General features: G+C 73.2%; 22 protein-coding genes. 13 read left to right on the forward strand and 9 right to left on the reverse strand.

Going from position 1 to position 23861, the window contains the following annotated elements; genetic code table 11:
- Positions 1–20: 20 nt before the first annotated feature.
- The 4 genes from ACIQ87_RS23025 to ACIQ87_RS23040 form a co-directional block, all read right to left on the reverse strand.
- Entirely contained in the window at positions 21–599 is a 579-nt protein-coding gene (locus tag ACIQ87_RS23025) for a TerD family protein (RefSeq protein ID WP_402409616.1), read from the reverse strand.
- Positions 600–826: 227 nt separating this feature from the next.
- Positions 827–1402 carry a TerD family protein gene (locus ACIQ87_RS23030; RefSeq protein ID WP_392869701.1) on the reverse strand — a complete coding sequence of 192 codons (576 nt, stop codon included), beginning with the start codon at positions 1400–1402 and terminating at the stop codon, positions 827–829.
- Positions 1403–1624: 222 nt separating this feature from the next.
- A complete protein-coding gene (locus ACIQ87_RS23035; RefSeq protein WP_402409618.1) occupies positions 1625–2083 on the reverse strand; it encodes a peroxiredoxin in 459 nt (152 codons plus the stop codon).
- A gap of 273 nt (positions 2084–2356) precedes the next feature.
- On the reverse strand, positions 2357–2794 hold the full coding sequence (locus ACIQ87_RS23040) for a DUF3052 domain-containing protein (RefSeq protein ID WP_402409620.1): 438 nt from the start codon (positions 2792–2794) through the stop codon (positions 2357–2359).
- Positions 2795–3310: 516 nt separating this feature from the next.
- Here ACIQ87_RS23040 and aceE point away from each other — a divergent pair.
- Positions 3311–6061: a pyruvate dehydrogenase (acetyl-transferring), homodimeric type gene (gene aceE / locus ACIQ87_RS23045; RefSeq protein ID WP_402409622.1), complete on the forward strand. Its 2751-nt coding sequence runs from the start codon at positions 3311–3313 to the stop codon at positions 6059–6061.
- 153 nt (positions 6062–6214) lie between these two features.
- Here aceE and ACIQ87_RS23050 read toward each other — a convergent pair whose 3' ends face one another.
- Positions 6215–7819: an MFS transporter gene (locus ACIQ87_RS23050; protein WP_402409624.1), complete on the reverse strand. Its 1605-nt coding sequence runs from the start codon at positions 7817–7819 to the stop codon at positions 6215–6217.
- A gap of 217 nt (positions 7820–8036) precedes the next feature.
- On the opposite strand from ACIQ87_RS23050, the gene ACIQ87_RS23055 reads away from it, so the two are divergent.
- From ACIQ87_RS23055 to ACIQ87_RS23085, 7 genes are all read left to right on the forward strand, one after another.
- Entirely contained in the window at positions 8037–8717 is a 681-nt protein-coding gene (locus ACIQ87_RS23055; RefSeq protein WP_402409626.1) for a TetR family transcriptional regulator, read from the forward strand.
- 147 nt (positions 8718–8864) lie between these two features.
- Complete coding sequence (locus tag ACIQ87_RS23060; RefSeq protein ID WP_402409628.1) at positions 8865–10196, forward strand: sensor histidine kinase; 1332 nt, start codon at positions 8865–8867, stop codon at positions 10194–10196.
- Entirely contained in the window at positions 10193–10867 is a 675-nt protein-coding gene (locus ACIQ87_RS23065; RefSeq protein WP_402409630.1) for a response regulator, read from the forward strand. The genes ACIQ87_RS23060 and ACIQ87_RS23065 overlap by 4 nt, the downstream gene beginning before the upstream one ends.
- A gap of 157 nt (positions 10868–11024) precedes the next feature.
- Positions 11025–12149: an alpha/beta hydrolase gene (locus tag ACIQ87_RS23070; protein ID WP_402409632.1), complete on the forward strand. Its 1125-nt coding sequence runs from the start codon at positions 11025–11027 to the stop codon at positions 12147–12149.
- 28 nt (positions 12150–12177) lie between these two features.
- Positions 12178–13422, forward strand: a complete 1245-nt coding sequence (locus tag ACIQ87_RS23075; RefSeq protein ID WP_402409634.1) for an acyltransferase — start codon at positions 12178–12180, stop codon at positions 13420–13422.
- An 82-nt stretch (positions 13423–13504) separates the two neighbouring features.
- Positions 13505–13840 (forward strand): MmcQ/YjbR family DNA-binding protein, encoded by a 336-nt coding sequence (locus ACIQ87_RS23080; protein WP_402409636.1) that lies wholly within the window; start codon positions 13505–13507, stop codon positions 13838–13840.
- 220 nt (positions 13841–14060) lie between these two features.
- Complete coding sequence (locus ACIQ87_RS23085; RefSeq protein ID WP_402409638.1) at positions 14061–15275, forward strand: alpha/beta hydrolase; 1215 nt, start codon at positions 14061–14063, stop codon at positions 15273–15275.
- Between the two features lie 11 nt (positions 15276–15286).
- On the opposite strand, the gene ACIQ87_RS23090 is transcribed toward ACIQ87_RS23085, so the two are convergent.
- Entirely contained in the window at positions 15287–16276 is a 990-nt protein-coding gene (locus tag ACIQ87_RS23090; protein WP_402409640.1) for a helix-turn-helix transcriptional regulator, read from the reverse strand.
- Between the two features lie 101 nt (positions 16277–16377).
- Here ACIQ87_RS23090 and ACIQ87_RS23095 point away from each other — a divergent pair, with 101 nt between their 5' ends.
- On the forward strand, positions 16378–16956 hold the full coding sequence (locus tag ACIQ87_RS23095) for a TIGR03086 family metal-binding protein (RefSeq protein WP_402409642.1): 579 nt from the start codon (positions 16378–16380) through the stop codon (positions 16954–16956).
- Between the two features lie 67 nt (positions 16957–17023).
- Here ACIQ87_RS23095 and ACIQ87_RS23100 read toward each other — a convergent pair whose 3' ends face one another.
- Positions 17024–18037: an aldo/keto reductase gene (locus ACIQ87_RS23100; RefSeq protein WP_402409644.1), complete on the reverse strand. Its 1014-nt coding sequence runs from the start codon at positions 18035–18037 to the stop codon at positions 17024–17026.
- A complete protein-coding gene (locus ACIQ87_RS23105) occupies positions 18034–18537 on the reverse strand; it encodes a MerR family transcriptional regulator (RefSeq protein WP_402409646.1) in 504 nt (167 codons plus the stop codon). The genes ACIQ87_RS23100 and ACIQ87_RS23105 overlap by 4 nt, the downstream gene beginning before the upstream one ends.
- A gap of 130 nt (positions 18538–18667) precedes the next feature.
- On the opposite strand from ACIQ87_RS23105, the gene ACIQ87_RS23110 reads away from it, so the two are divergent.
- Positions 18668–19504, forward strand: a complete 837-nt coding sequence (locus ACIQ87_RS23110) for a serine hydrolase domain-containing protein (RefSeq protein WP_402409648.1) — start codon at positions 18668–18670, stop codon at positions 19502–19504.
- Positions 19505–19518: 14 nt separating this feature from the next.
- Here ACIQ87_RS23110 and ACIQ87_RS23115 read toward each other — a convergent pair whose 3' ends face one another.
- Positions 19519–20295 (reverse strand): pirin family protein, encoded by a 777-nt coding sequence (locus ACIQ87_RS23115; protein ID WP_402409650.1) that lies wholly within the window; start codon positions 20293–20295, stop codon positions 19519–19521.
- A gap of 224 nt (positions 20296–20519) precedes the next feature.
- Between ACIQ87_RS23115 and ACIQ87_RS23120 the strand changes: the two genes are divergently transcribed.
- From ACIQ87_RS23120 to ACIQ87_RS23130, 3 genes are all read left to right on the forward strand, one after another.
- Positions 20520–21716 carry a PucR family transcriptional regulator gene (locus ACIQ87_RS23120; RefSeq protein WP_402409818.1) on the forward strand — a complete coding sequence of 399 codons (1197 nt, stop codon included), beginning with the start codon at positions 20520–20522 and terminating at the stop codon, positions 21714–21716.
- A 91-nt stretch (positions 21717–21807) separates the two neighbouring features.
- On the forward strand, positions 21808–22758 hold the full coding sequence (locus ACIQ87_RS23125; RefSeq protein WP_402409652.1) for an ACP S-malonyltransferase: 951 nt from the start codon (positions 21808–21810) through the stop codon (positions 22756–22758).
- Positions 22755–23786, forward strand: coding sequence for a beta-ketoacyl-ACP synthase III (locus tag ACIQ87_RS23130; RefSeq protein ID WP_402409654.1), 1032 nt, complete (start codon positions 22755–22757; stop codon positions 23784–23786). The genes ACIQ87_RS23125 and ACIQ87_RS23130 overlap by 4 nt, the downstream gene beginning before the upstream one ends.
- Positions 23787–23861 lie beyond the last annotated feature (75 nt).

Below are 23861 nucleotides of genomic sequence, written 5' to 3' on the forward strand. Positions count from 1 at the left end.
GATAAGTCCGATTTCCGCCCTTACTGTACGTTCACGCCGAAGTCGAGCGCGATGCCGCGCAGGCCGGAGGCGTACCCCTGGCCCACCGCGCGGAACTTCCACTCGCCCGCGTAGCGGTACAGCTCGCCGAAGATCATCGCAGTCTCGCTGGACGCGTCCTCGGACAGGTCGTAGCGGGCGATCTCCTGGCCGTCGACCGAGTTGACGACCCGGATGTAGGCGTTGCGGACCTGACCGAAGTTCTGGAGCCGCGCCTCGGCCTCGTAGATCGAGACCGCGAAGATCACCTTTTCGGCCTGGGCCGGGACGAGGTCCAGGTTGACCAGGACCACCTCGTCGTCACCCGTTTCGTCGCCGCCGGTGAGGTTGTCGCCCTGGTGCTCCACCGAGCCCTCGGGGCTCTTGAGGTTGTTGTAGAAGACGAAGTACTCGTCGCCGAGCACCCGCCCTCCACCGCAGATCAGGGCGCTCGCGTCGAGGTCGAACGGGGCGCCCGTGGTCGAACGGGCGGACCAGCCGAGGCCGATCTGGACCTGCGTCAGGTTCGGCGCGGCCTTGGTGAGCGAGACGTTGCCACCCTTGGCGAGCGTGACCACCATGACGTTCTTCCTCCCTTGTTTCTCCCGGGGCGCCATCCAGGTGTAATCCCCCGCGACCCCGGCCGACCGGCTCCGGTCGGCTGAACTTCCTGAACTCACATCCTCGCAGCGCGACGGACCACCGCGGCACCGGGTCGGACGGAACCGGGGCGGCCCCGGACCACGGAGGTCCGGGGCCGCCCCGGCGGAACGGCGCGGGACCCGCGCCGCAGGGTGTGCCCGAAGGCTCAGACGTTGACGCCGAAGTCCTGCGCGATGCCGCGCAGGCCGGAGGCGTAGCCCTGGCCGATGGCGCGGAACTTCCACTCGCTGCCGTTGCGGTACAGCTCGCCGAAGACCATCGCGGTCTCGGTGGAGGCGTCCTCGGAGAGGTCGTAGCGGGCCAGCTCCGAGTTGTCGGCCTGGTTCACCACGCGGATGAACGCGTTGCGCACCTGGCCGAAGTTCTGGCCTCGGGTCTCGGCGTCGTAGATCGAGACCGGGAAGACGATCTTCTCCACGTCCACCGGCACGCCGGCCAGGTTGACCTTGATCGCCTCGTCGTCGCCCTCGCCCTCGCCGGTCAGGTTGTCACCGGTGTGCTCGACCGAGCCGTCCGGGCTCTTCAGGTTGTTGAAGAACACGAAGTTGCCGTCCGAGGCGACCTTGCCCTGGGCGTTGCACAGCAGGGCGCTGGCGTCCAGGTCGAAGTCCGCACCGGTGGTGGTCCGGACGTCCCAGCCCAGGCCGACGACCACGGCCGTGAGGCCGGGTGCCTCCTTGGTGAGCGAGACGTTGCCGCCCTTGCTGAGGCTGACTCCCACTAGTCCTCCAAGAATCGGGAGGCACGTCCAGTGGTGCCCCCGGTGGTGCGTTCCGGGGCGTCGGGAGGCCCATCGGCTCCCGCACCCCACCCCGCCAACGGCCCGAGCGTAGTACGGGGTTCCCGTCCGCACCCCTGATCAGGCCGGACACGGCCCGACGGCACCCGGCCGGCGGGTGTCGCGGGAGTGCGTACGGCGCCGTCGGGGCGCTGGGCGGGGGCCTCAGAGCGCCGCGATGACCTTCAGGTACTCCTGCTCGTCCCGGGCGTCCGGGAGGCCGTTGACGACGCTCCAGCGCACCGTGCCCTCGGTGTCGATCACGAAGGTGCCGCGCAGCGGGCAGCCCCGCTCCTCGTCGAGGACGCCGTACGCGCGGGTGACCTCGCCGTGCGGCCAGAAGTCGGCCAGCAGCGGGAACTCCAGCCCCTCCCGGTCGGCGAAGACCCGCTGGGAGAACTGCGAGTCGCAGGAGACGCCGAGCACCTGCACGGTGTCGTTCTGCAGGCCCGCCAGCTCCCGCTGGATCGCGCCCAGCTCGCCGGTGCAGACGCCGGTGAAGGCGAACGGATAGAAGACCAGGACGACGTTCTTGCGGCCGCGGAAGTCGGAGAGCCGGACGGTCTCCCCGTGCTGGTTGTTGAGCTCGAAGTCCGGAGCCGGGATGTCGACCTCGATGGCCATGGACGGGACCTTTCTGACGCGACCGCGCCGCGCGGCGGGCGCGGCAGGCCACATCCTCGCATCCGTTTACGGAGGTTCGACCGAACGGATGAGGCGGACGGTCGCGGCCCCGGTCCGTTCGCCGTGCGCGAACGGGGCGGCGGGCCCGTCCGGGTGTGGCGGGGAATACGGCGCCGGGGAACGCCGCGCCGGGAGGTGCGACGCCGGGGAATGCGGCGGGCCCCGCCGGAGGGGTTCCTCCGGCGGGGCCCGGCGCGGGGCTTCAGAGCCCGCTCAGCGCTTGCCGCCCTTCGCCGTGGACTTGGTGGCGAGCCGCGTGGCCGCCCAGTCCTTGACGATGTTGATCGAGCTGGTCTGGGAGAGGCCCGCGGTCTTGGCCGCGTCGTTGATCTCGGAGGCCTCGATGTGGCCGTCCCGCCCGGTCTTGGGCGTCATCAGCCAGATCAGGCCGCCCTCAGCGAGGTACTCCAGCGCGTCGACGAGGGCGTCGGTGAGGTCCCCGTCGTCGTCGCGGTGCCACAGCAGGACGGCGTCGGCGACGTCGTCGTAGTCCTCGTCGACGAGATCCGTACCGGTGAGCTCCTCGATGCCCTCGCGGAGGTCCTGGTCAGTGTCTTCGTCGTACCCCAGCTCCTGGATGATCTGGCCTTCTTCGAAGCCGAGACGGGTCGCCGGGTTGGACTTGTCCGCGGGGTCCGCGGTCGCGCTCACGGGAATAACCTCCAGTATTCGGCTCGGCATCCATGCCGAGGCTGTGGCCGTAGTCCACACGGGCGCGGCGGTTCGCGCAAGTACCCGACCCCCGATCCCCCCCAAAGGTTGACGTGTCGCAGCGGGACACGCCGCGCGGCGTGGTGGGAATCACACCGATTTGCCCTTTTCTGCATGGGCCGAGGATGCTTCGGGTGGTCCCGGCCCACAGGCCGTACGCACGACCGAGATGCGAACGGCATTCGGGTCCGCGCGTGCGCGGGCGTAAAGTCTCCTGTTGGCCCTCACCCCGGCCGCCCGCCATCGGGTGGACGGGACACCAGGTCGGACCACCTCTTTTCGTAACACCCGGGGGTGTGCGGAGCGGACGAAGACGCCCGCGCCGCGCGCCACCAGACCGGACCGCCCACCAGGCGGAACGGTTACCGGTCGGTAGAGATGACGGATCTCCGAGCGCGGTAGCACGATGGAGGCGGCGCGACACACCTCAGTTTCGACCGACAGTGAAGGAACAGCGTGGCTTCCGGATCCGATCGCAACCCGATCATCATTGGCGGCCTTCCGAGTCAGGTCCCGGACTTCGATCCCGAGGAGACCGCGGAATGGCTGGAGTCGCTCGATGCGGCCATCGACGAGCGGGGGCGTGAGCGTGCCCGTTACCTGATGCTGCGGCTGATCGAGCGCGCCCGCGAGAAGCGTGTCGCCGTGCCCGAGATGCGCAGCACGGACTACGTCAACACCATCGCGACCAAGGACGAGCCGTTCTTCCCCGGCAACGAGGAGATCGAGCGCAAGATCCTCAACGCGACCCGGTGGAACGCGGCCGTCATGGTCTCCCGGGCCCAGCGCCCGGGCATCGGCGTCGGTGGCCACATCGCCACCTTCGCCTCCTCCGCGTCGCTCTACGACGTCGGCTTCAACTACTTCTTCCGTGGCAAGGACGCCGAGGGCGAGTCCGGCGACCAGGTCTTCTTCCAGGGCCACGCCTCCCCCGGCATCTACGCCCGCGCCTTCCTGCTGGACCGACTGTCCGAGCAGCAGCTCGACGCGTTCCGCCAGGAGAAGTCGAAGGCGCCGTACGGCCTCTCCAGCTACCCGCACCCGCGGCTGATGCCGGACTTCTGGGAGTTCCCGACCGTCTCGATGGGCCTCGGCCCGCTCGGCGCGATCTACCAGGCCCGGATGAACCGCTACCTGGAGCACCGCGGCATCAAGGACACCTCCGACTCGCAGGTCTACGCCTTCCTCGGCGACGGCGAGATGGACGAGCCCGAGTCGCTCGGCCAGCTGTCCCTGGCCGCCCGCGAGGGCCTGGACAACCTGACCTTCGTGGTCAACTGCAACCTGCAGCGCCTGGACGGCCCGGTCCGCGGCAACGGCAAGATCATCCAGGAGCTGGAGTCCCAGTTCCGGGGTGCCGGCTGGAACGTGATCAAGCTCATCTGGGACCGCAGCTGGGACCCGCTGCTCGCGCAGGACCGCGACGGCGTCCTGGTGAACAAGCTGAACACCACGGTGGACGGCCAGTTCCAGACCTACGCCACCGAGTCCGGCGAGTACATCCGCGAGCACTTCTTCGGCGGCGACCTGCGCCTGCGCGCCATGGTCGAGAACATGTCCGACCAGCAGATCCAGCACCTTGGTCGCGGCGGCCACGACCACAAGAAGATCTACGCGGCGTTCAAGGCGGCCCGCGAGCACAAGGGCCAGCCGACGGTCATCCTCGCCCAGACGGTCAAGGGCTGGACGCTGGGCCCCAACTTCGAGGGCCGCAACGCCACCCACCAGATGAAGAAGCTGACGGTCGAGGACCTGAAGCGCTTCCGCGACCGGCTGCACCTGCCGATCACCGACAAGCAGCTCGAGGACGGCCTCCCGCCGTACTACCACCCGGGCCGCGACTCGGAGGAGATCCAGTACATGCACGACCGCCGGGAGGAGCTCGGCGGCTACGTGCCGACCCGCAAGGTCCGCCCGCGGAAGCTGGAGCTGCCCGGCGACGACGCCTACAAGGCCGTCAAGAAGGGTTCCGGCAACCAGACCATCGCCACCACCATGGCGTTCGTCCGGCTGCTCAAGGACCTCATGCGGGACAAGGGCATCGGCAACCGCTTCGTGCCGATCGCGCCGGACGAGTACCGCACCTTCGGCATGGACTCGCTCTTCCCGTCGGCGAAGATCTACAACCCGCTCGGCCAGACCTACGAGTCGGTCGACCGGGACCTCCTCCTCGCCTACAAGGAGTCGCCGACCGGCCAGATGCTGCACGACGGCATCTCCGAGGCGGGCTGCACCGCCTCGCTGATCGCCGCCGGCTCGTCCTACGCCACCCACGGCGAGCCGCTGATCCCGGTGTACGTCTTCTACTCGATGTTCGGGTTCCAGCGCACCGGCGACCAGTTCTGGCAGATGGCCGACCAGCTGGCCCGCGGCTTCGTGCTGGGCGCCACCGCCGGCCGCACCACGCTGACCGGTGAGGGCCTGCAGCACGCCGACGGCCACTCGCACCTGCTGGCCTCGACCAACCCGGGCGTCGTGGCCTACGACCCGGCGTACGGCTTCGAGATCGCGCACATCGTCCAGGACGGTCTGCGCCGGATGTACGGCTCCAGCGCCGAACACCCGCACGGCGAGGACGTGTTCTACTACCTCACCGTCTACAACGAGCCGATCAAGATGCCGGCCGAGCCCGAGAACGTGGACGTCGAGGGCATCCTCAAGGGTCTGCACAAGTACGCGCCGGGCACCGCCGGCCAGATCCCGGCCCAGATCCTCGCCTCCGGCGTGGCCGTGCCGTGGGCCCTGGAGGCCCAGCGCATCCTCGCCGAGGAGTGGAACGTCAAGGCCGACGTCTGGTCCGCGACCTCCTGGAACGAGCTGCGCCGCGACGCGGTGGAGGCCGAGGAGTTCAACCTGCTGCACCCCGAGGAGCAGCAGCGGGTGCCGTACGTCACCCGGAAGCTCCAGGGCTCCGAGGGCCCGGTCGTCGCGGTGTCCGACTGGATGCGCGCGGTGCCGGACCAGATCGCCCGCTGGGTGCCGGGCCAGTACCAGTCGCTGGGCGCCGACGGCTTCGGCTTCGCCGACACCCGTGGCGCGGCCCGTCGCTTCTTCCACATCGACGCCCAGTCGGTCGTCCTGGCGGTGCTCACCGAGCTCGCCAAGCAGGGCAAGATCGACCGCTCGGCGCTGAAGGACGCGATCGACCGCTACCAGCTGCTGGACGTGGCCGCGGCCGACCCGGGTGCCGCCGGCGGCGAAGCCTGATCAGCCCGTAGGCACTGAGGGGCCGGACTCCCGTACGGGGGTCCGGCCCTTCGGCGTGCGCGGCGCACTCGCGCGCCTGACGGCGGGAGCACCACGACGGCCCCGGACTCCGAGGAGTCCGGGGCCGTGGTGTTGCGGCGTCGGGAGGGCCCGTCAGATGTGCACGGCCGGGCCCGCGTCGGTGGTGCCGCGGCGGGTGAGCAGGCCGAGCACGGCGGCGCCGAAGGCCACCACGGCGGCCACCGCGAAGGCGAGCGACATGCCGCTCACGAAGGACTCGTGGACGGCGCCGGCCATGGCGTCCACCGCCTGCTGCGGGGTGCCGGCCGGGGCCGGCGGGGCGATGCCGAGCTGGGCGGCCTGCTTGAGGCCCTCGCCCGCCGCGCCCTCGACCGGCGGCAGGCCGGCCTTGGCCCAGTTGCCCGGCAGCACGTCGCCGACCTTCGCGGCCATCAGCGCGCCCAGCACCGCGGTGCCGAGGCTGCCGCCGACCTGCATCGCGGCCTGCTGGAGGCCGCCGGCCACGCCGGAGAGCTCCAGCGGGGCGTTGCCGACGATCACCTCGGTGGCGCCGACCATGACCGGGCTGATGCCGAGGCCCATCAGGACGAACCAGAGCGACATCACGCCGTTGCCGGAGCCGGTGTCCAGGGTGGACATGCCGAACATCGCGGTGGTGGTGATCAGCATGCCGGCCACGATCGGGATGCGCGGGCCCAGCTTGCCGATCGCGATGCCGGCCACCGGCGAGCCGACGATCATCATGCCGGTCATCGGCAGCAGGTGGACGCCGGCCTCGACCGGCTTCATCCCGTGCACGTTCTGGAGGTAGAAGGTCACGAAGAAGATCGCGCCGAAGAACGCGAAGGCCATCAGCACCATCAGCAGCACGCCCGCCGACAGCGGCACCGAGCGGAACAGGCCGAGCGGGATCAGCGGCTCCTTCGCCCGGCCCTGCCAGAGCGCGAACAGCACCATCAGGACCACCGCGCCGCCCAGGAACAGCAGCGTCCTGGTGTCGCCCCAGCCCCACTCGGGGGCCTTGATGATGCCGAAGACCAGCGCGAACATCCCCACCGAGAGCAGCGCGATGCCGGGCAGGTCGAAGGACCTGGCGGCGTTCTCGGCCCGGACGTCCCTGAGGATCCACAGGCCCAGCGCCAGCGCGATCAGGCCGACCGGGATGTTGATGAAGAACACCGACTCCCAGCTGACGTGCTCGACCAGCAGGCCGCCGACGATCGGGCCGGCCGCGGTGGAGGCGCCGATCACGCCGCCCCAGATGCCGATCGCCATGTTGAGCTTCTCGGCCGGGAAGGCCCCGCGCAGCAGGCCGAGCGCGGCCGGCTGGAGCAGCGCGCCGAACAGGCCCTGGAGCACCCGGAAGGCGATCACGGTCTGGATGTTGCCGGCGAAGCCGATCGCGGCCGAGGTGGCGGCGAAGCCCACCGCGCCGACCAGGAAGGTGGTCTTGTGGCCGAAGCGGTCACCGATCTTGCCGGCGGTGATCAGGAAGACCGCCAGGGCCAGCAGGTAACCGCTGGTGACCCACTGGATCTCGGAGGGCGCCGCGTGCAGCTTCTCCTGGATCACCGGGTTGGCGATGGCGACGATCGTGCCGTCCAGCGCGACCATCATGACGCCGACCGCGACGGTCAGCAGGGTCAGCCAGGGGTGCCCCTTGAGGCCTCCCCCCGACGGTGGGTTCGGCGGCGACGGTGCGCCCGCCTCGGAGTTCTTCACGACGGACTGGCTCATCTGGGCCCTCCGGGGGCGTGGCTGGGTGCAGGACGTGGTCGTGGCGCCCCGGCCCACCCGTCCCCACAGGTGCCCCGGCCCGACGGGCGCCACCCCGGCAGATTATGTCAGCACCTGACATACGGCAAACAGTGACTTCTGACCAGCACTGACATTTGTCAGAACGCTAAGGTTGTGCTCCCACCCGCCACACCCAGCACTCCGGAAGGCCCCCGCCATGGCCGCTCACGCCCCCCGCACCACCGACGCCCCGGAGGGCCCCGCCCGCACACCGGGCCTGCGCGAGCGCAAGAAGCAGCAGACCCGGGACGCCCTGATCCAGGCCGCCCACATGCTCTTCCTCCGGCAGGGCTTCGCCCACACGACCGTCGACGAGATCGCCTCCGCCGTCGACGTCTCCCAGCGCACCTTCTTCCGCTACTTCGCCAACAAGGACGAGGTCGCGCTCGCCGTGATGGCCGTGGCCGAGGACTACTTCATCGCGTGCCTGCGCCGCCGCCCGGCCGAGGAGACCCCGCTCCAGGCCCTGCGCGCCGCGATCGTCAAGGCCTGGCTCGACCTCGGCAGCGCGGAGGGCTCCGGCCCCGACGCGATCCACAGCGCGCTCGAACTCATGCGGATGATCGAGGAGACGCCCCCGCTGCTCGCCGCCCACCTGCGCCGGGTCACCGAGCAGGAGCAGGTGGTGATCCAGGTGCTCGCCGAACGCGAGGGCCTGGACCCGGCCGAGGACCTGCGCCCGGCCGTGCTCGCCGCCGTCTTCGCCAGCCTGCTGCGCTCGGCCCACCTGGCCTGGAGCGCCGAACGCGAGCCGGCCGGCCCCGAGGGCATGGTCGCGGTGATCGAGCGCTACTTCGACCAGCTCGGCCCCGCCCTGGCCGGCCACTGGCGCCCGTAGCACCACCCGCCCGCGGTACCGCCCTCCCGGAGTACCGCCCGGGCCCCGCCCGTCATACCGGGGTATCACCCGATACCCCGGTAGCACCCGGAGGTTCGCGCTCCAGTCCGACGCCCGACACGGGCCGGCCGCCTAGGGTGGCCCCCGATGAAGACGCCCACCAGAGCCGACGGCCGCGGGTTCGCGCTGCGCCAACTGCGCAATCTGCGGCACCACCTGACCACCCCGAGCGAGGACCACACCCCGCTGCTCGGAGACTCCCGCCGGCGCTGGGTGCGCCGGCTCCCGTACCTCGTCGTGATCATCCTGCAGGCCTCGCTGATCCCCACCGGGATCGTCAACCTGGCCGGCTTCTACGACCTGGCGCTGCCGGTGGCCGGCGCGCTGACCGTCGCCCAGACCACGCCGCTGTTCCTCGCCGTCACCCGGCCGCTGGCCGCCTGGTGGATCAGCGCCGCCACCCTGGTCGCCACCGCCGCCGTCACCGCCCGCCACCCCCAGGCGATGGGCAGCTGGCCGTGGACGGCTCCGATGATCATCGCGTACGTCTTCCTGCTGCTCGCCCTCGCGCTGCGGGAGAGCCGGGCCACCCTGGTCTCGGTCTGGGTCGCCACCGTCCTGCTCACCGTGGTCACCACCACCCTCGGCCTGCCCCGGCCCGGCGACGGCACCACCGTGCTGCTGATCGCGCTCAGCGGCGCCGCGCTGCTGCTCGGCTGGGCCGTCCGGGACCGCGCCGTGGCCCGCCGGCTGCTCACCGAGCAGGAGCAGATCAGCGAGGTCGAGCGCGAACGCCGCACACTGCTGGAGGAACGCGCCCGGATCGCCAGGGAGTTGCACGACGTGGTGGCCCACCACATGTCGGTCATCGCGGTGCAGGCGGCCAGCGCGCCGTACCGGATCGGCGGCGTACCGGACGAGGCCGCCGAGGAGTTCACCGCGATAGCCGGCACCGCCCGCGAGTCGCTGGCCGAGATGCGCCGGCTGCTCGGCGTGCTGCGCAGCGAGGAGTCCGGCGGGGACAGGGCGCCCCAGCCCGGGGTCGGCCAACTCGCCCAGCTGGTCGAGACGGTGGGCCGGGCCGGGGTGCCGGCCGAACTGACCCTGGAGCCGGACGCGGCGGCCCTGGCGGGCCGGGTGCCGCAGGCCGTCGGGCTGTCCGCGTACCGGATCGTGCAGGAGGCGCTGGCCAACGTGGTGCGGCACGCCCCCGGCGCGCGGACCTGGGTCTCGCTGACCACGGACGGCCCGGCGTTGCTGGTGACGGTGGTCAACGCGCCCCCGCCGGAACGCACCGAGTCGCTGGAGGCCTCGGCGGAGGGCACCGGGCAGGGGCTGGTCGGAATGCGCGAACGCGTCCGGCTGGTCGATGGCAGGCTGGACACCGGTCCGCTGCCGGACGGCGGCTTCAAGGTGGCCGCCGTCCTGCCCCTCGACCGCCCCGACAGCCCCGACACCCCCCGGGAGACCACCGCATGACCATCCGCGTGATCATCGTCGACGACCAGGCCATGGTGCGCGCGGGCTTCGCGGCCCTGCTCAACGCCCAGAGCGACATCGACGTGGTGGGGGACGCGGCGGACGGCGCCCAAGCCCTGGAGGTCAACGGCCGCACCCACCCGGACGTGGTGCTGATGGACGTCCGGATGCCCGTCATGGACGGCCTGGAGGCGGCCCGGCGGCTGCTCGACCCCGAGGTGCCCGGCGCCCACCGGCCCAAGGTGCTGATGCTGACCACCTTCGACGTGGACGACTACGTGTACGAGGCGCTGCGCGCCGGGGCCAGCGGCTTCCTGCTCAAGGACGCCCCGCCGGCCGACCTGATCGCCGCGGTCCGGGTGGTCGCCGCCGGCGAGGCGCTGCTCGCCCCCTCGGTGACCCGCCGGCTGATCGAGGACTTCGCCCGCACCCGCCCGGCGAAGCGCCGCGACCCCAAGGTCCGGCTCAACGGCCTGACCCCGCGCGAGACCGAGGTGCTGGAGCTGATCGCCCGCGGCCTGTCCAACCAGGAGATAGCCGCCGGGCTGGTGCTCGCCGAACAGACCGTCAAGACGCACATCGGGCGGATCCTCGCCAAGCTCGGCCTGCGCGACCGCGCCCAGGCGGTCGTCCTGGCCTACGAGTCGGGCCTGGTGACACCCGGTCAGTAGTCGTCGCCCGCCCACTCGGGCGAACCCCCTGATACCCGGGTAGCACCCGGGAGTTGGCCCCGCGGTGTGACGTCCGCGGGGCCGTCGCGTTCCTACCTTCCTCTCCACCGGACGCCGAACCGACTCGGCGGCCGCGCCGACGAGGGGGAGCACGGACATGCGCAGGTTCCGGACCAGGCGGGCGATCGCCGCCACCGCGCTGGCACTGGCGGTGGCACTCGGCACGGGCGGCTGGGCCGCCGACACCCAGACCCCCGTCACCGGCCCGCCGCCCGGCAGCGCCGCCTGGACCGCCGACACCTCGCTCGGCGTGCGGCCGCCCGACCCGGCCACCGCCACCCCGGCCCTTGTCGCCGCGTTCTTCGCCGGGCTGGACCCGGCCCGACAGGACGCCCTGGCCGCCCGGCACCCGCTGGTGGTCGGCAACCTGGACGGCGCCCCGGTCGCCCTCCGGTACCGGGCCAACGCCCTCGCCCTGGCCGCCGAACGCACCCGCGAACTCGCCCGGGCCACCGACCCGGCACTCACCCCGCAGGACCACGCGGCCGCCCGCACCCGGGCCGAGCGCTACCGCGCCCTGCTGGACGGCGGCCGCCAGGTCCTCGCCTTCGACCCGCGCGGCCGCGGCCAGGTCGCCGAGGTGTACGGCGACCTCGCCACCGCCCCCCGCACCGCCGTGATCGTCCCCGGCTCGGACATCGACCTGCTCCGCTTCGACCGCGCCTCCGACCCGTACGGCACCCCCGCGGGCATGGCCCGCGCCCTGCTGGACGCCACCGACCGGCAGACCGCCGTGATCGCCTGGGCCGGCTACACCACCCCGCTCGGCCTCGGCCCGGACGCCGCCACCGAGGACCTGGCCCGGGCCGGCGCCCCGCGCCTCACCCGGCTGCTCGACGGACTCGCCGTCACCACCCGCCCGCAGGCCCCACCCACCGTGTTCTGCCACAGCTACGGCTCGGTGGTCTGCGGCCTGGCCCGCCCCACGCCCGCGCAGTCCTCCGGCGTGGTGGTGCTCGGCTCGCCCGGCATGGGCGTCGACTCGGCCGCCGACCTCGACCCGGGCGTCCCGCTCTGGGCCACCGCCCGCAACGGCTCCGACTGGATCGGCGAGGTGCCCAACGTCCGGCTGTTCGGCCTCGGCCACGGCGCCGACCCGACCGCCCCCGGCTTCGGGGCCCGCCCGCTGCCCGCCACCGGATCCCACGGCCACACCGGCTACTTCGCCCCCGGCACCGCCTCCCTCGCCGCCTACGCCGCCGTCGCGCTCGGCCGCGCCTGACCGCCCGCACCGGAAGGAACACCACGCCATGGCAGGCACCACCACCCCCAGCCCGCTCACCGCCCTGCGCCGCGCCGCCGCCCGCGTCGACGCGAAGACCCCGGCCGACCGCGACCGCGCCCTGGACGGGCTGCGCGCCCTCGCCCTGCTCGCCGTACCCGTCGGACACTGGATGCTCGGCGGCCTCACCCGCACCCCCGACGGCGCCCTGCACAACGCCAGCCCGCTCTCCACCCTCGGCTTCTTCGCCCCGCTCAGCTGGGTGCTCCAGATGCTCGGGGTGTTCTTCCTGGTCGGCGGCCACTCCTCGGTCCGCTCACTGGAGCGCGCCCGGGCCAAGGGCCTGGGGACCCGCGACTGGCTGCGGGCCCGTACCGTCCGGCTGCTGCGCCCGGTGCTCGGGGTGGCGGCCGTCTGGGCGGCGCTGGTCCCGCTGCTGCCCGCGCTCGGCGTCCCCGCGGACACCCTGCGCACCGGCGCCACCCTGGTGGTGCAGCCGCTCTGGTACATCGCCGTCTACCTGGGGCTGACCGCGCTCACCCCGCTCTGCGTGGCCGCCGGGCGCCGGCTCGGCGGCTGGTCGGCGGGCCTGCCGGTGGTCGTGGTCGCCGCCGTCGACCTGCTGCGGTACGGGCCGTGGGCCGGGGCGGTGCCGTCCTGGGTGGCGCTGCTGAACATCCTGCCGGGCTGGCTGTTCGGCTACCAGCTGGGCGTGCTCTGGGCGCAGGGCCGGCTCGGCCGCCCGGCGGCCCGGGTGCTGCTGTTCGGCGGCGGCGCGCTGTTCGCCGCGCTGCTGCTGGTCTTCCACTACCCGGCCAGCATGGTCGGCGTGCCCGGGGCCGCGCGGACCAACTCGCACCCGCCGTCCCTGCTGGTGCTCGCCCTGGCCGCGTTCCAGTGCGGCGCCGCGGTGCTGCTGCGGGAGCGGCTGGGCCGGCTGCTGACCCGCCGCCCGCTGCTGTGGCTGCCGGTCGTGGTGGTCAACCTGTCGGCGATGACGGTCTTCTGCTGGCACCAGAGCGCGATGCTCGCGGTCGCGGTGCCGGGCGCGGCCGCCCTGGGCGCCGTCCCGGGCCTGACCACCGCGCCGGACTCGCTCGGCTGGGTGGCCGCCCGGCTGGCGCTGCTGCCGCTGTTCGGCGCGGTACTGGTGGCGGTCGGCTGGTTCACCCGCCGGTTCGACGGCCCGTGGACGGCCTTCTCCAAGGGCGGCAAGGCGGTGGCCGGGGCAGCGGCGGCGCTGTTCGCCGCGTACGCGCTGGGCGTGGTGTGACGGCGCGCCGGCACGAGCCGCCCCGGTGCGCTGTGCCGCGCGCCGGGGGCGCGCTGTCGGTGCCCTGCCCTACCCTGCCGCCATGGTGACGTTCGACGAGTTCCGCGCGATGGGTCTGGCCCTGCCCGAGGCCGTCCAGGAGCCGACCTGGGACATCGAGACGCTGCGGGTCCGCGGCCGGATCTTCGCGATGGGCGCACCCGACGGGGACCGCGTCAGCGTGAAGGCCTCCCCCGAGGACCAGGCCGAACTGCTCGCCGCCGAGCCCGAGGTGTTCTCCTCCGCCCCGTACGTCGGGCGGCACGGCTGGGTGAGCGTCCGGCTGGACCTGGTGGACCGGGACGAACTGCACGACCTGGTCACCGAGGCTTGGCGGCGGACGGCGCCGAAGCGCCTGGTGCGCGAGTTCGACGCCTGAGCGCCGCCCCGCCGGCCCCTGTCGCACCCGGCCGTAGGCACCGCCCGAACCACTGGGAGACGCCGTGGGGACACCCCCGGTTCATGTGATCCATCCCACAGTTTAGGCGTTCCCGCCGCCCCTTCGGGCCCCCTAGGCTTGCGCAGGGAAGTCAGCAGAACCATCGCACCCTCCGGGCACCGCCCGCGAAACGGTGACGGGCCCCAAGGGAGTTGGTGCGGTGCGCAACCGTCGACGCTGGAAGCGGGTACTGATCGGGGCGTTCGCCGGCTGCGCGGTGCTCGCCGACGCCGGAGCCTCCGCCGCCGCGGCCGCGGTCTCCTCCGAACAGCTGGCGATCTCCACGCCTCCGGCCGGCAGCGCCGCCTGGATCCAGGACCACTCCTTCGGCCGCTCCCTGCCCGACCCGGCCACCACCACGCCGGCCGCCGCCGCGGCGTTCTTCGCCTCGCTCGCGCCCACCGAGCTGGACCGGCTGATCCAGGACTACCCGCTGGTCGTCGGCAACTACGACGGCGCCCCGCTGGACCTGCGCTACCGCGCCAACCGGATCGCCCTGGCCGCCGAGCGCGACCAGGCCCGGACCCGCGCCGCCGACCGCAAGCTGGACTCCGACACCCGCGCCCTGGCCGTCTCCCGCGCCAACGACGTCGAGCACCTGCTCGCCCCGGACCGGCAGATCCTGGCCTTCGACCCGCGCGGCCGCGGCCTGGTCAGCGAGGTGTGGGGCGACCTCGCCGACGCCGAACGGGTCTCCGTACTCGTCCCCGGCTCGGACGCCGACCTCGGCCACCACGACCAGGCCGCCGATCCGCTGCGCTCCCCGGCCGGGATGGCCCGCGCCCTGTACGCCGAGGAGCGGCACCAGGCGCCGGGCACCCGGACCGCCGTGATCTCCTGGACCGGCTACGTCACCCCCTCCGGCCTCGGCCCGGACGCGGCCACCTCCCGGCTCGCCGACGTCGCCGCCCCCCGGCTGGAGCGGCTGCTCGCCGGGCTCAAGGAGACCACCCGGCCGGACGCGCCGCCGTCGCTGCTCTGCCACTCGTACGGCTCGGTGGTCTGCGGCACCGCCGCCCCGGACATCCCGCGCGCGGCCGCCTCGCCGTCCGACACCTCCGGCATTACCGACCTGATGGTCTTCGGCAGCCCGGGCATGGGCGTGCAGAGCACCACCGAGCTGGGCGCCGGGGTGCACGTCTGGGCCACCCGCAACCCCAGCGACTGGATCGGCAACGTGCCGTTCCTGGAGGTCGGCGGGCTCGGCCACGGCGCCGACCCGACGGCGAGCGGCTTCGGCTCCGAGCAGATCTCCTCGGCCCGCGCGGTCGGCCACAACGGCTACTTCAGCGAGGGCACCGACAGCCTGCACAACTTCGCGGCAATCTCCCTCGGGCACTACCAGGACGTGCTCCGGCCGAACCCCAACCAGTAGGGGCCCGGCGCCTAGAGGCCCTGCTCCTGGTACAGCCGCAGGGCGTCCGCCGCCGCCCGGGCCAGCTCCCGCCGGGCGGCCGGCGGGGCCAGCACCTCGACCTCCGCCCCGAAGGCCAGCAGCGAGCGGACGGCCGCCGGGGCCGGGAAGGCCATCGCCACCTCGACCCACTCCTCGGCCGGCCCCGGGCCCGGCTCCGGCAGCGGGGCGGTGACCCGGCCACCGTGGATGCGCAGGAACATGTCCAGCCGTCCGCGCCGGACCCGCACCCGCACCGGCACGTCCTTCGGCAGCCGCTCCACCTGCTCCCGCAGCACCGCCCAGACGTCGCCGAGACCGACCCCGGCCCGGCGCCGCACCGCCTCCTCGGTGGTCTCGGCGGCCAGCACCCGGTCGGCCCGGAACAGCCGCGGCTCGCCGTGCAGGTCGGCCACCAGGTACCAGACCGCGGCCTTGCTCACCAGCCCGTACGGGTCGACGGTGTACTCCACCGGCGCGGGCGTGCCGCCGTGCCGGTAGCGCAGCCGCAGCCGCCGGTCGGCGAAGACGGCGTACTGCAGCTCGCCGAGGTCCGGCCCGGCGGGGCCGGCCGCGCCGGGGGTCTGCATCCAGCGGGCCGGGTCGACCAGGATCCGCTCGCTGATCCGCTCGGCGCCGGGCCGGTGCGGGGCCGGCAGCGCCGCCATCACCTTGCGCAGCGCCGAGCCGAGCGCGCCGTCCAGCCCGAGGTCGCTGTGCGCGCCCTGGGCGGAGAGCACGAACAGCGCCCTGGCCTCGTCCGCGGTCAGGCCGGTGACGTCGGTGCGGTAGCCGGGCAGCAGACCGATGCCGCCGTGCCGGCCGCGCTCGGTGAACACCGGCACCCCGGCGGCGGAGAGCGACTCGACGTCGCGGTAGATGGTGCGGACGGACACCTCCAGCCGCTCGGCGAGTTCGGTGGCGGACACCTGGCCGCGGGTCTGGAGCAGCAGGAGGATCGAGAGCAGGCGGTCGGCCTTCATGCGTCAAGAATCCCAGTAATCCTGACGGCAGTTGTCAGGTTTTACTGGGAGATTGCGTTCCGAGCCCGAAAAACCACCCGACACCAGGGAGTTGAGCGCGGATGACCGCCGTCCAGGATGCCCGCCCGCAGTACCGCGGCGCCCTCGACCAGCTGGAGAAGCTGCTCGCCACGATCACCCCGGCCGACCTCGAACGGCCCACGCCCTGCAGCGAGTTCACCCTGCGCGAGCTGCTGAACCACGTGGTCGGCGGCGTCCACCGGTTCGCCTACATGGGCGAGGGCGGCCACGCCCGGGACACCGTGGCCGCCATCGAGGACCCCTCGGACGAGGGCTGGCCGGCCGCGCTGGGCCGGGCCCGGGCCCGGGTGACCGCCGCCTGGGCGGACGACGCCAAGCTCGACCGTCCGACCGTCGCTCCCTGGGGCGAGGTGCCCGGCGCGGCGGCGGTGGGCGGCTACCTGATGGAGCTAGTGACCCACTCCTGGGACATCGCCGTCGCCCTGGACAACGGCTTCGCCCTGGACGACGACCTGGCGCGGACCGCGCTGGGCATCGCCGAGTCCGTGCTGCCGGCCGAACGGCGGGTCCCGGGCGTCCCGTTCGCCGACGTCCGGCCGGTCGCCGAGGACGCCGACGCGCACACCCGGCTGGCCGCCTGGACCGGCCGTACGGTCTGAACCCGACCCGGCGGGGCCGGGGAGCGCCGAACGGACTCCCCGGCCCCGCCGGGCCCTCGGCGTCCGGCTACTCGCGCGCGGCCGAGGTCGAGCTCATGTCCGCATAGCGGTTGCCCGCCACCCGGCCGGCCACCGGCTCCAGCAGCGCCAGCTCCCCGGCGGTCAGCCGCAGCGTCGCCGCCGCGGTGTTCTCGGCGAGCCGGCTGCGCTTGCGGGTGCCCGGGATCGGCACCACGGCCAGCCCGTGCACCTCGGCCCGCTGGTGCACCCAGGCCAGCGCGACCTGGGCGAGCGTCACACTGTGGGCCGTCGCGATCTCCCGCAACGGGGCGAGCAGTTCGCCGTTGGCGGCGGCGTTGTCGCCGGTGAAGCGCGGGAAGTTCCGCCGGAAGTCGTCCGCCGGGAGTTCCTCGGCGTTCTGGAACGCGCCGGTCAGGAACCCGCGCCCGAGCGGCGAGTACGGCACGAAGGCGACGCCCAGCTCCGCGGCGGCCGGCACCGCCGTGCGCTCGACGTCGCGGGCGAACACCGACCACTCGGACTGCAGCGCGGCGATCGGGTGGATCGCGTGCGCCTCGCGCAGCTCCGCCCCGGTCACCTCGGACAGGCCGAGGTGGCGCACCTTGCCGGCCCGCACCAGCTCGGCCATGGCGCCGACCGAGTCGGCCAGCGGGACGGCCGGGTCGCGGCGGTGCATGTAGTACAGGTCGATCACGTCGACGCCGAGGCGGCGCAGCGAGGCGTCGACCGCGGTCCGGATGTACTCCGGGTCGTTGCGGATGCCGCGGACGGAGGCGTCCTCCTCCGAACGCACGATGGAGAACTTGGTGGCGAGCACCACCCGGTCCCGGTTGGCCCGGACGAAGGGGCCGATCAGCTCCTCGTTGCGGCCGGAGCCGTACATGTCGGCGGTGTCGAAGAGGGTGACGCCGGCCTCCAGGGCGGCGTCCAGGGTGGCGAGCGCCTCACCGGTGTCGGTGTGGCCGTAGAACTCGCTCATGCCCATGCAGCCGAGGCCCTGGACGCCCACCAGCGGGCCTCCGGTGCCGAGTTCGACGGTGGGAAGGACGGTCTGAGTCATGCGCTCTGCTCTTCCTCTACACGGATGTTCTGGCATTGGACCGGGGCACCGGTGCGGTCGGCGACCTTCCCGGCATAGAGATCGATCTTGTAGTCCAGGACGGCGAGGGTGGCCTGGAGGTCCACGATCCGCTGCCGGACCTCCTCGCGCTGGGCCTCCAGGAGCAGCCGCCGGTCCTCGTAGGTCCGCTCGCCCTGGCGGGCCATGTCCACGTACTTGAGCATGTCCGCCACGGACATGCCGGTCAGCCGCAGCCGGCCCAGGAAGGCCAGCCGGTGCAGGTCGGCGTCACAGTAGCGGCGCCGGCCTCCCGCGGCCCGGCCGACCGGGTCCAGCAGGCCGATCCGCTCGTACCAGCGCAGGGTGTGGGCGGTCAGTCCGCTGGCCGCGGCGACCTCGCTGATGGTGTGCCGCGGCGAGCGGTCCGGGTCGCCGGCCGGGCTGCTGAACACCTCGGAGCAGCTGCGCAGGTCGATCTCGACGCGTTCGGGTGTGGCCATCGCTCGTTCCCCCTGTCCTGTGCGACGTGAACGACGCTACCGAGTTCGAGTGCACTCCAAGCAAGCCGCTACCCGGGTGGCTGCTCCACCACCTTCTCCGGCGGATTTCCCGGCGACTAGAGTCGGGCCCATGGAGAGCTTGCGGATGATCGAGAACTGGCCGGTGCCCCATGCCGCGGCGGCCGTGGTCCGGGGGGCGGACGGCGCGGTGCTGGGCGCGCACGGGCCGCAGCAGCACCTGTTCCCGCTCGCCTCGGTCACCAAGCTGCTCACCGCGTACGCGGCGCTGGTCGCCGTCGAGGAGGGCGTGTTCGAGCTGGACGACCCGGCCGGGCCGCCCGGGGCGACCGTCCGCCACCTGCTCGCGCACACCTCCGGCCTGGGCTTCGACGAGGACCGGGTGTTCGGCGAGCCCGGCAAGCGCCGGCTCTACTCCAACGCGGGCTTCAACGCGCTGGCCCGGGCACTGTCCGAGGCCGCCGGGATCGAGTTCTCCCGCTACGTCGCCGAGGCGGTGTTCGAGCCGCTGGGCATGACGGACACCCTGCTCCACACCGCGCACAAGTCCCCGGCCGGCGCCGGCGGCCTGTCCACCGTCGCCGATCTCGCCCGGTTCGCCGCCGAGCTGCAGGCGCCCAAGCTGCTGGACCCGTCCACCGTCCTGCGGGCCACCCGCGAGGTCGCCTTCCCCGGCACCAGCGGCGTACTGCCCGGCTACGGCCACCAGCGCCCGAACGACTGGGGCCTCGGCTTCGAGATCCGCGACGGCAAGAGCCCGCACTGGACCGGCTCCGCCAACTCCCCCGGGACCTTCGGGCACTTCGGCCAGTCCGGCACCTTCCTGTGGGTGGACCCGCGGGCCGGCGCGGCCTGCGTCGTGCTCACCGACCGGGACTTCGGCCCGTGGGCGGTCGAGGCCTGGCCCGCCTTCTCGGACGCGGTCCTCAAGGAGCTCGCGAAGGGCTGAGCCGGGCCGTACGGCTAGCCGTACGAGACCGGCGAGTGCATCTCCCAGAGCAGGAGTTCGGCGCCGGTCTCGCCCGCCGCCGGATCGGCGAAGGCCTCGCCGGTGATCCGCACGCTGTCGCCCGGCACCATCGAGCGGCCGGCGCCCTTGGGCCCGGGAACGGTCCGGTAGCCCAGCGAGCCGGCCGTCAGGTGCGCGTACCGCCACGGCGCCTCGGGCAGCGGCGGCAGCGGCTGCCACGGCCCGGCGGTGGCCAGCCAGAGCGCGGCGTCGCCGCGGCGCAGCCGCAGGGTGTCCGTCCCGGCGTCGCGCTCCAGCCCGGAGGCCAGCAGCGTCAACCCGCCGTCCGCGGGTTCCACCTTGCGCAGGCCGTACGCGGGGGGCGCGTCGAACTCGTCCGGTTGGAGCCACATCTGGACGAAGCGGACCGGGCCGGTGGCGCCGCCGACGTTGCGCTCGGTGTGGGTGACGCCGGAGCCGGCGCTCAGGTGCTGGACCATCCCGGGACGGACCACCCCGCTGTGGCCGCGCGAGTCCCGGTGGGCCAGCGCGCCCTCCAGTACCCAGGTGAGGATCTCGGTGTCCCGGTGCTTGTGCTCCTCGAAGCCGGCCCCGGGGGCGAGGAGTTCCTCGTTGCACGCGAGCAGCGCGCCGAAGTGGGTGTTCTTCGGGTCGTAGTGGCCGGAGAAGGAGAACGCGTGCCTGGTCTCGACGCCCTCGGCCGGGGCGGAGCGGTAGCGCTCGGCGGTGCGGCGCAGGTCGGCACGGGGGCGGGCGGCGGCTTCGGTCACGCCCCCACCGTAGTGGGTGGGCGTCGGAGTGTGACTCTTGCCACCGTGCCGCTCCGCCGGGGATTGTGCACGAGCAGTCACTCACGTGAGGCAGTCTTGTCCTTGTGCCAGCCGCCTCCACGAACTCCACCAGCGACCCCAGCCCCAGCCCCGCACCCGACCCCACCGGGAAGAGCCCGACCGCCCGGTCGGGCCGAGACCGCCCCGGCCGCGCGGCGCCCCGCCTGACCGCGCAGGAGCGCAGAAACGCCGCCGAGCGCGCCGAGCGCCGGGCGGCGACGCTCAAGCGGCTGGAGAAGTCCTCCGGCAAGCTGGCCACCGCCGCGATCTCCCGGATGGACGACCAGCTCGGCTGGTACCGGCGGATGCCGCCGGAGCACCGGTCCTGGATCGGCCTGGTCGCCCAGGCCGGCATCGCCGCGTTCACCGAGTGGTACCGCCACCCCGACGCCGCCCAGGCGATCTCCACCGACGTCTTCGGCACCGCCCCGCGCGAGCTGACCAGGGCGATCACCCTGCGCCAGACCGTCGAGCTGATCCGCACCACGATCGAGGTGATGGAGGAGGCCATCGAGGAGGTGGCCGCGCCCGGCGACGAGGCCGACATGCGCGAGTCGGTGCTGGTCTACGCCCGGGAGATCGCCTTCGCGACCGCCCAGGTGTACGCCCAGGCCGCCGAGGCGCGCGGCGCCTGGGACGCCCGCCTGGAGGCGCTGGTGGTCAACTCGCTGCTGTCCGGCGACGCCGACGAGGGCGTGCTCTCGCGCGCCGCGGCGCTCGGCTGGGGCCAGCCCAGCCAGGTCCGGGTGGTGATGGGCAGCGCGCCGGACGGCGACAGCGAGCTGGTGGTCGAGGCGATCCGCCGGGCCGCCCGGTACGCCAAGCTGAACGTGCTGACCGGGGTGCTGGGCAAGCGCCTGGTGGTCGTGGTCGGCGGCGACAAGGAACCGGTGCACGCGGCCAGGGCGCTGATCGGCCAGTTCGCGCCGGGCCCGGTGGTGGTCGGCCCGACCGTGCCCGACCTGCTCTCCGCGACCCGCTCGGCCCACGCCGCCGCGGCCGGCCTGCGCGCCTGCGCCGCCTGGCCGGACGCCCCCCGCCCGGTACTGGCCGACGACCTGCTGCCCGAACGGGCGCTGGCCGGCGACCAGGCCGCGCGCCGTCAGCTGGTGGAGGAGATCTACACACCGCTGGACGAGGCCGGCTCCGCCCTGTTGGAGACGCTGAGCGTCTACCTGGAGCAGGCCTCCTCGCTGGAGGGCGCGGCCCGGATGCTCTTTGTGCACCCCAACACGGTGCGCTACCGGCTGCGACGTGTGACTGACGTCACGGGGTACGCCCCCTCCGACGTACGTTCGGCGTTCACGCTGCGGATCGCGCTGGCCCTCGGCCGGCTGGGCGCCGTCGGAGATCCCGGCTGAGCCGGAGTGTAGGGACCATACAATCCCGGATGGTTTTCTTCGTTACCGTCGCCTACCCGCCCCTGGGCGCCTGGCGAGAGAGGGTTGAACCGTGCTCGTAATCGTCGCCCCTGGACAGGGTGCCCAGTCCCCCGGTTTCCTCAGCCCCTGGCTGGAGCTCGACGGCGTCGCCGACCGCCTGCGCGGCTGGTCGGAGGTCGCCGGGCTCGACCTGGTGCACGCCGGCACCGAGGCGTCCGCCGAGGAGATCAAGGACACCGCCGTCGCCCAGCCGCTGCTGGTCGCCGCCGGTCTGGTGACCGCCCGGGAGCTGTTCCCGGACGAGGACGCCGCCCGCAAGCTGGTCGGCGCCGTGGCCGGCCACAGTGTCGGTGAGATCACCGCCGCCGCGGGCGCCGGAGTGCTCACCGCCCACGACGCGCTGGCCTTCGTGCGCGAGCGCGGCCGGGCCATGGCCGAGGCCGCCACCGTCACCGAGACCGGCATGCTCGCCGTGCTCGGCGGCGAGCCGGAGGAGGTCGCGGCGAAGCTCGCCGAGCACGGCCTGACCGCGGCCAACAACAACGGCGGCGGCCAGATCGTCGCCGCCGGCACACTGGCCCAGCTGGAGGCGCTGAAGGCGGACCCGCCGGAGCGCGCCAAGCTGATCGCCCTCAAGGTGGCCGGTGCCTTCCACACCGAGCACATGGCCCCGGGTGTCGAGCGGCTGGCCAAGCTGGCCCCCACCCTGACCGCGGCCGACCCGCTGGTCCGCTACGTCTCCAACAAGGACGGCGCGGTCGTGGAGTCGGGCACCGAGGTGCTCTCGCGCCTGGTGTCGCAGGTCTCCAACCCCGTCCGCTGGGACCTCTGCATGGAGACCCTCGGGCAGCTGGGCGCGACGGCCGTGATCGAGCTGTCCCCCGCGGGCACCCTCACCGGGCTGCTCAAGCGCAACCTCAAGGGCGTGGCCACGCTCGCCCTCAAGACCCCCGCCGATCTCGACAAGGCCCGCGCGCTCGTCGCGGAGCACGGCGGTCAGGAGCAGGAGACCCAGGCATGACCAAGCCCCAGATCCGCCCGGTGAACGGCGCCCGGTACGCGCGCATCCACGGCGTCGGCGGCTACCGTCCGGTCCGGGTCGTCCCCAACTCCGAGGTCCTGGAGTGGATCGACTCCTCGGACGAGTGGATCCGCACCCGCAGCGGGATCGCCGAGCGCCGCTGGGCCGGCCCGGACGAGTCCGTCGCCGAGATGTCGGTCCAGGCGGCCGGCAAGGCCATCGCCCAGGCCGGGATCACCGCCGACCGGATCGGCGGCGTGATCGTCTCGACCGTCTCGCACTTCAAGCAGACCCCCGCGATCGCCACCGAGATCGCCGAGCGGCTCGGCTGCGGCACCGCCCCGGCCTTCGACATCTCGGCCGCCTGCGCCGGCTTCGGCTACGGCCTGGGCCTGGCCGACGGCATGATCCGCGGCGGCAACGCCGAGTACGTGCTGGTCATCGGCGTCGAACGGCTCAGCGACCTGACCGACAAGTCGGACCGCTCCACCGCCTTCATCTTCGGCGACGGCGCCGGCGCCGCGATCGTCGGCCCGTCCGACACGCCCGGCATCGGCAAGCTGATCTGGGGGTCGGACGGCTCGCAGTCCGAGCTGATCACCCAGACCCAGGCCTGGGACACCGCCTTCGCCAAGTCCGACGCCATCAACGGCGCGGGCGAGGAGACGAAGTGGCCGGCCCTGAAGATGGACGGCCAGCCGGTCTTCCGCTGGGCCGTGTGGGAGATGGCCAAGGTGGCCCAGCAGGCGCTGGACGCCGCCGGGATCACCGCCGACCAGCTCGGCGCGTTCATCCCCCACCAGGCCAACATGCGGATCACGGATGCCATGATCAAGGCGCTCAAGCTGCCGGAGTCGGTGCCCGTCGCCCGCGACATCGCCGAGACCGGCAACACCTCCGCCGCCTCCATCCCGCTGGCGATGGAGCGCATGCTGGAAAGCGGTGAGGCCCACAGCGGGGACCTGGCCCTGATCATCGGGTTCGGGGCGGGTCTCGTCTACGCCGCCGCAGTCGTTACTCTCCCCTAGGCGCGTTCGCGCCATCCACAAGCCTGTGTCCGGCCGCCGGCCGGACACGTTCAACACCGAAGAGGAGCAGCCAGT

Source organism: Kitasatospora sp. NPDC096204, assembly GCF_044763205.1.
In the GTDB taxonomy this organism is placed as follows: Bacteria; Actinomycetota; Actinomycetes; order Streptomycetales; family Streptomycetaceae; genus Kitasatospora.

Coding starts and splice junctions, on each gene's coding strand:
- ACIQ87_RS23025 (WP_402409616.1), bottom strand. CDS start 599: ATGGTGGTCACGCTCGCCAAGGGTGGCAACGTCTCGCTCACCAAGGCC.
- ACIQ87_RS23035 (WP_402409618.1), bottom strand. CDS start 2,083: ATGGCCATCGAGGTCGACATCCCGGCTCCGGACTTCGAGCTCAACAAC.
- ACIQ87_RS23050 (WP_402409624.1), bottom strand. CDS start 7,819: ATGAGCCAGTCCGTCGTGAAGAACTCCGAGGCGGGCGCACCGTCGCCG.
- ACIQ87_RS23055 (WP_402409626.1), top strand. CDS start 8,037: ATGGCCGCTCACGCCCCCCGCACCACCGACGCCCCGGAGGGCCCCGCC.
- ACIQ87_RS23060 (WP_402409628.1), top strand. CDS start 8,865: ATGAAGACGCCCACCAGAGCCGACGGCCGCGGGTTCGCGCTGCGCCAA.
- ACIQ87_RS23065 (WP_402409630.1), top strand. CDS start 10,193: ATGACCATCCGCGTGATCATCGTCGACGACCAGGCCATGGTGCGCGCG.
- ACIQ87_RS23070 (WP_402409632.1), top strand. CDS start 11,025: ATGCGCAGGTTCCGGACCAGGCGGGCGATCGCCGCCACCGCGCTGGCA.
- ACIQ87_RS23075 (WP_402409634.1), top strand. CDS start 12,178: ATGGCAGGCACCACCACCCCCAGCCCGCTCACCGCCCTGCGCCGCGCC.
- ACIQ87_RS23080 (WP_402409636.1), top strand. CDS start 13,505: ATGGTGACGTTCGACGAGTTCCGCGCGATGGGTCTGGCCCTGCCCGAG.
- ACIQ87_RS23090 (WP_402409640.1), bottom strand. CDS start 16,276: ATGAAGGCCGACCGCCTGCTCTCGATCCTCCTGCTGCTCCAGACCCGC.
- ACIQ87_RS23095 (WP_402409642.1), top strand. CDS start 16,378: ATGACCGCCGTCCAGGATGCCCGCCCGCAGTACCGCGGCGCCCTCGAC.
- ACIQ87_RS23100 (WP_402409644.1), bottom strand. CDS start 18,037: ATGACTCAGACCGTCCTTCCCACCGTCGAACTCGGCACCGGAGGCCCG.
- ACIQ87_RS23105 (WP_402409646.1), bottom strand. CDS start 18,537: ATGGCCACACCCGAACGCGTCGAGATCGACCTGCGCAGCTGCTCCGAG.
- ACIQ87_RS23110 (WP_402409648.1), top strand. CDS start 18,668: ATGGAGAGCTTGCGGATGATCGAGAACTGGCCGGTGCCCCATGCCGCG.
- ACIQ87_RS23130 (WP_402409654.1), top strand. CDS start 22,755: ATGACCAAGCCCCAGATCCGCCCGGTGAACGGCGCCCGGTACGCGCGC.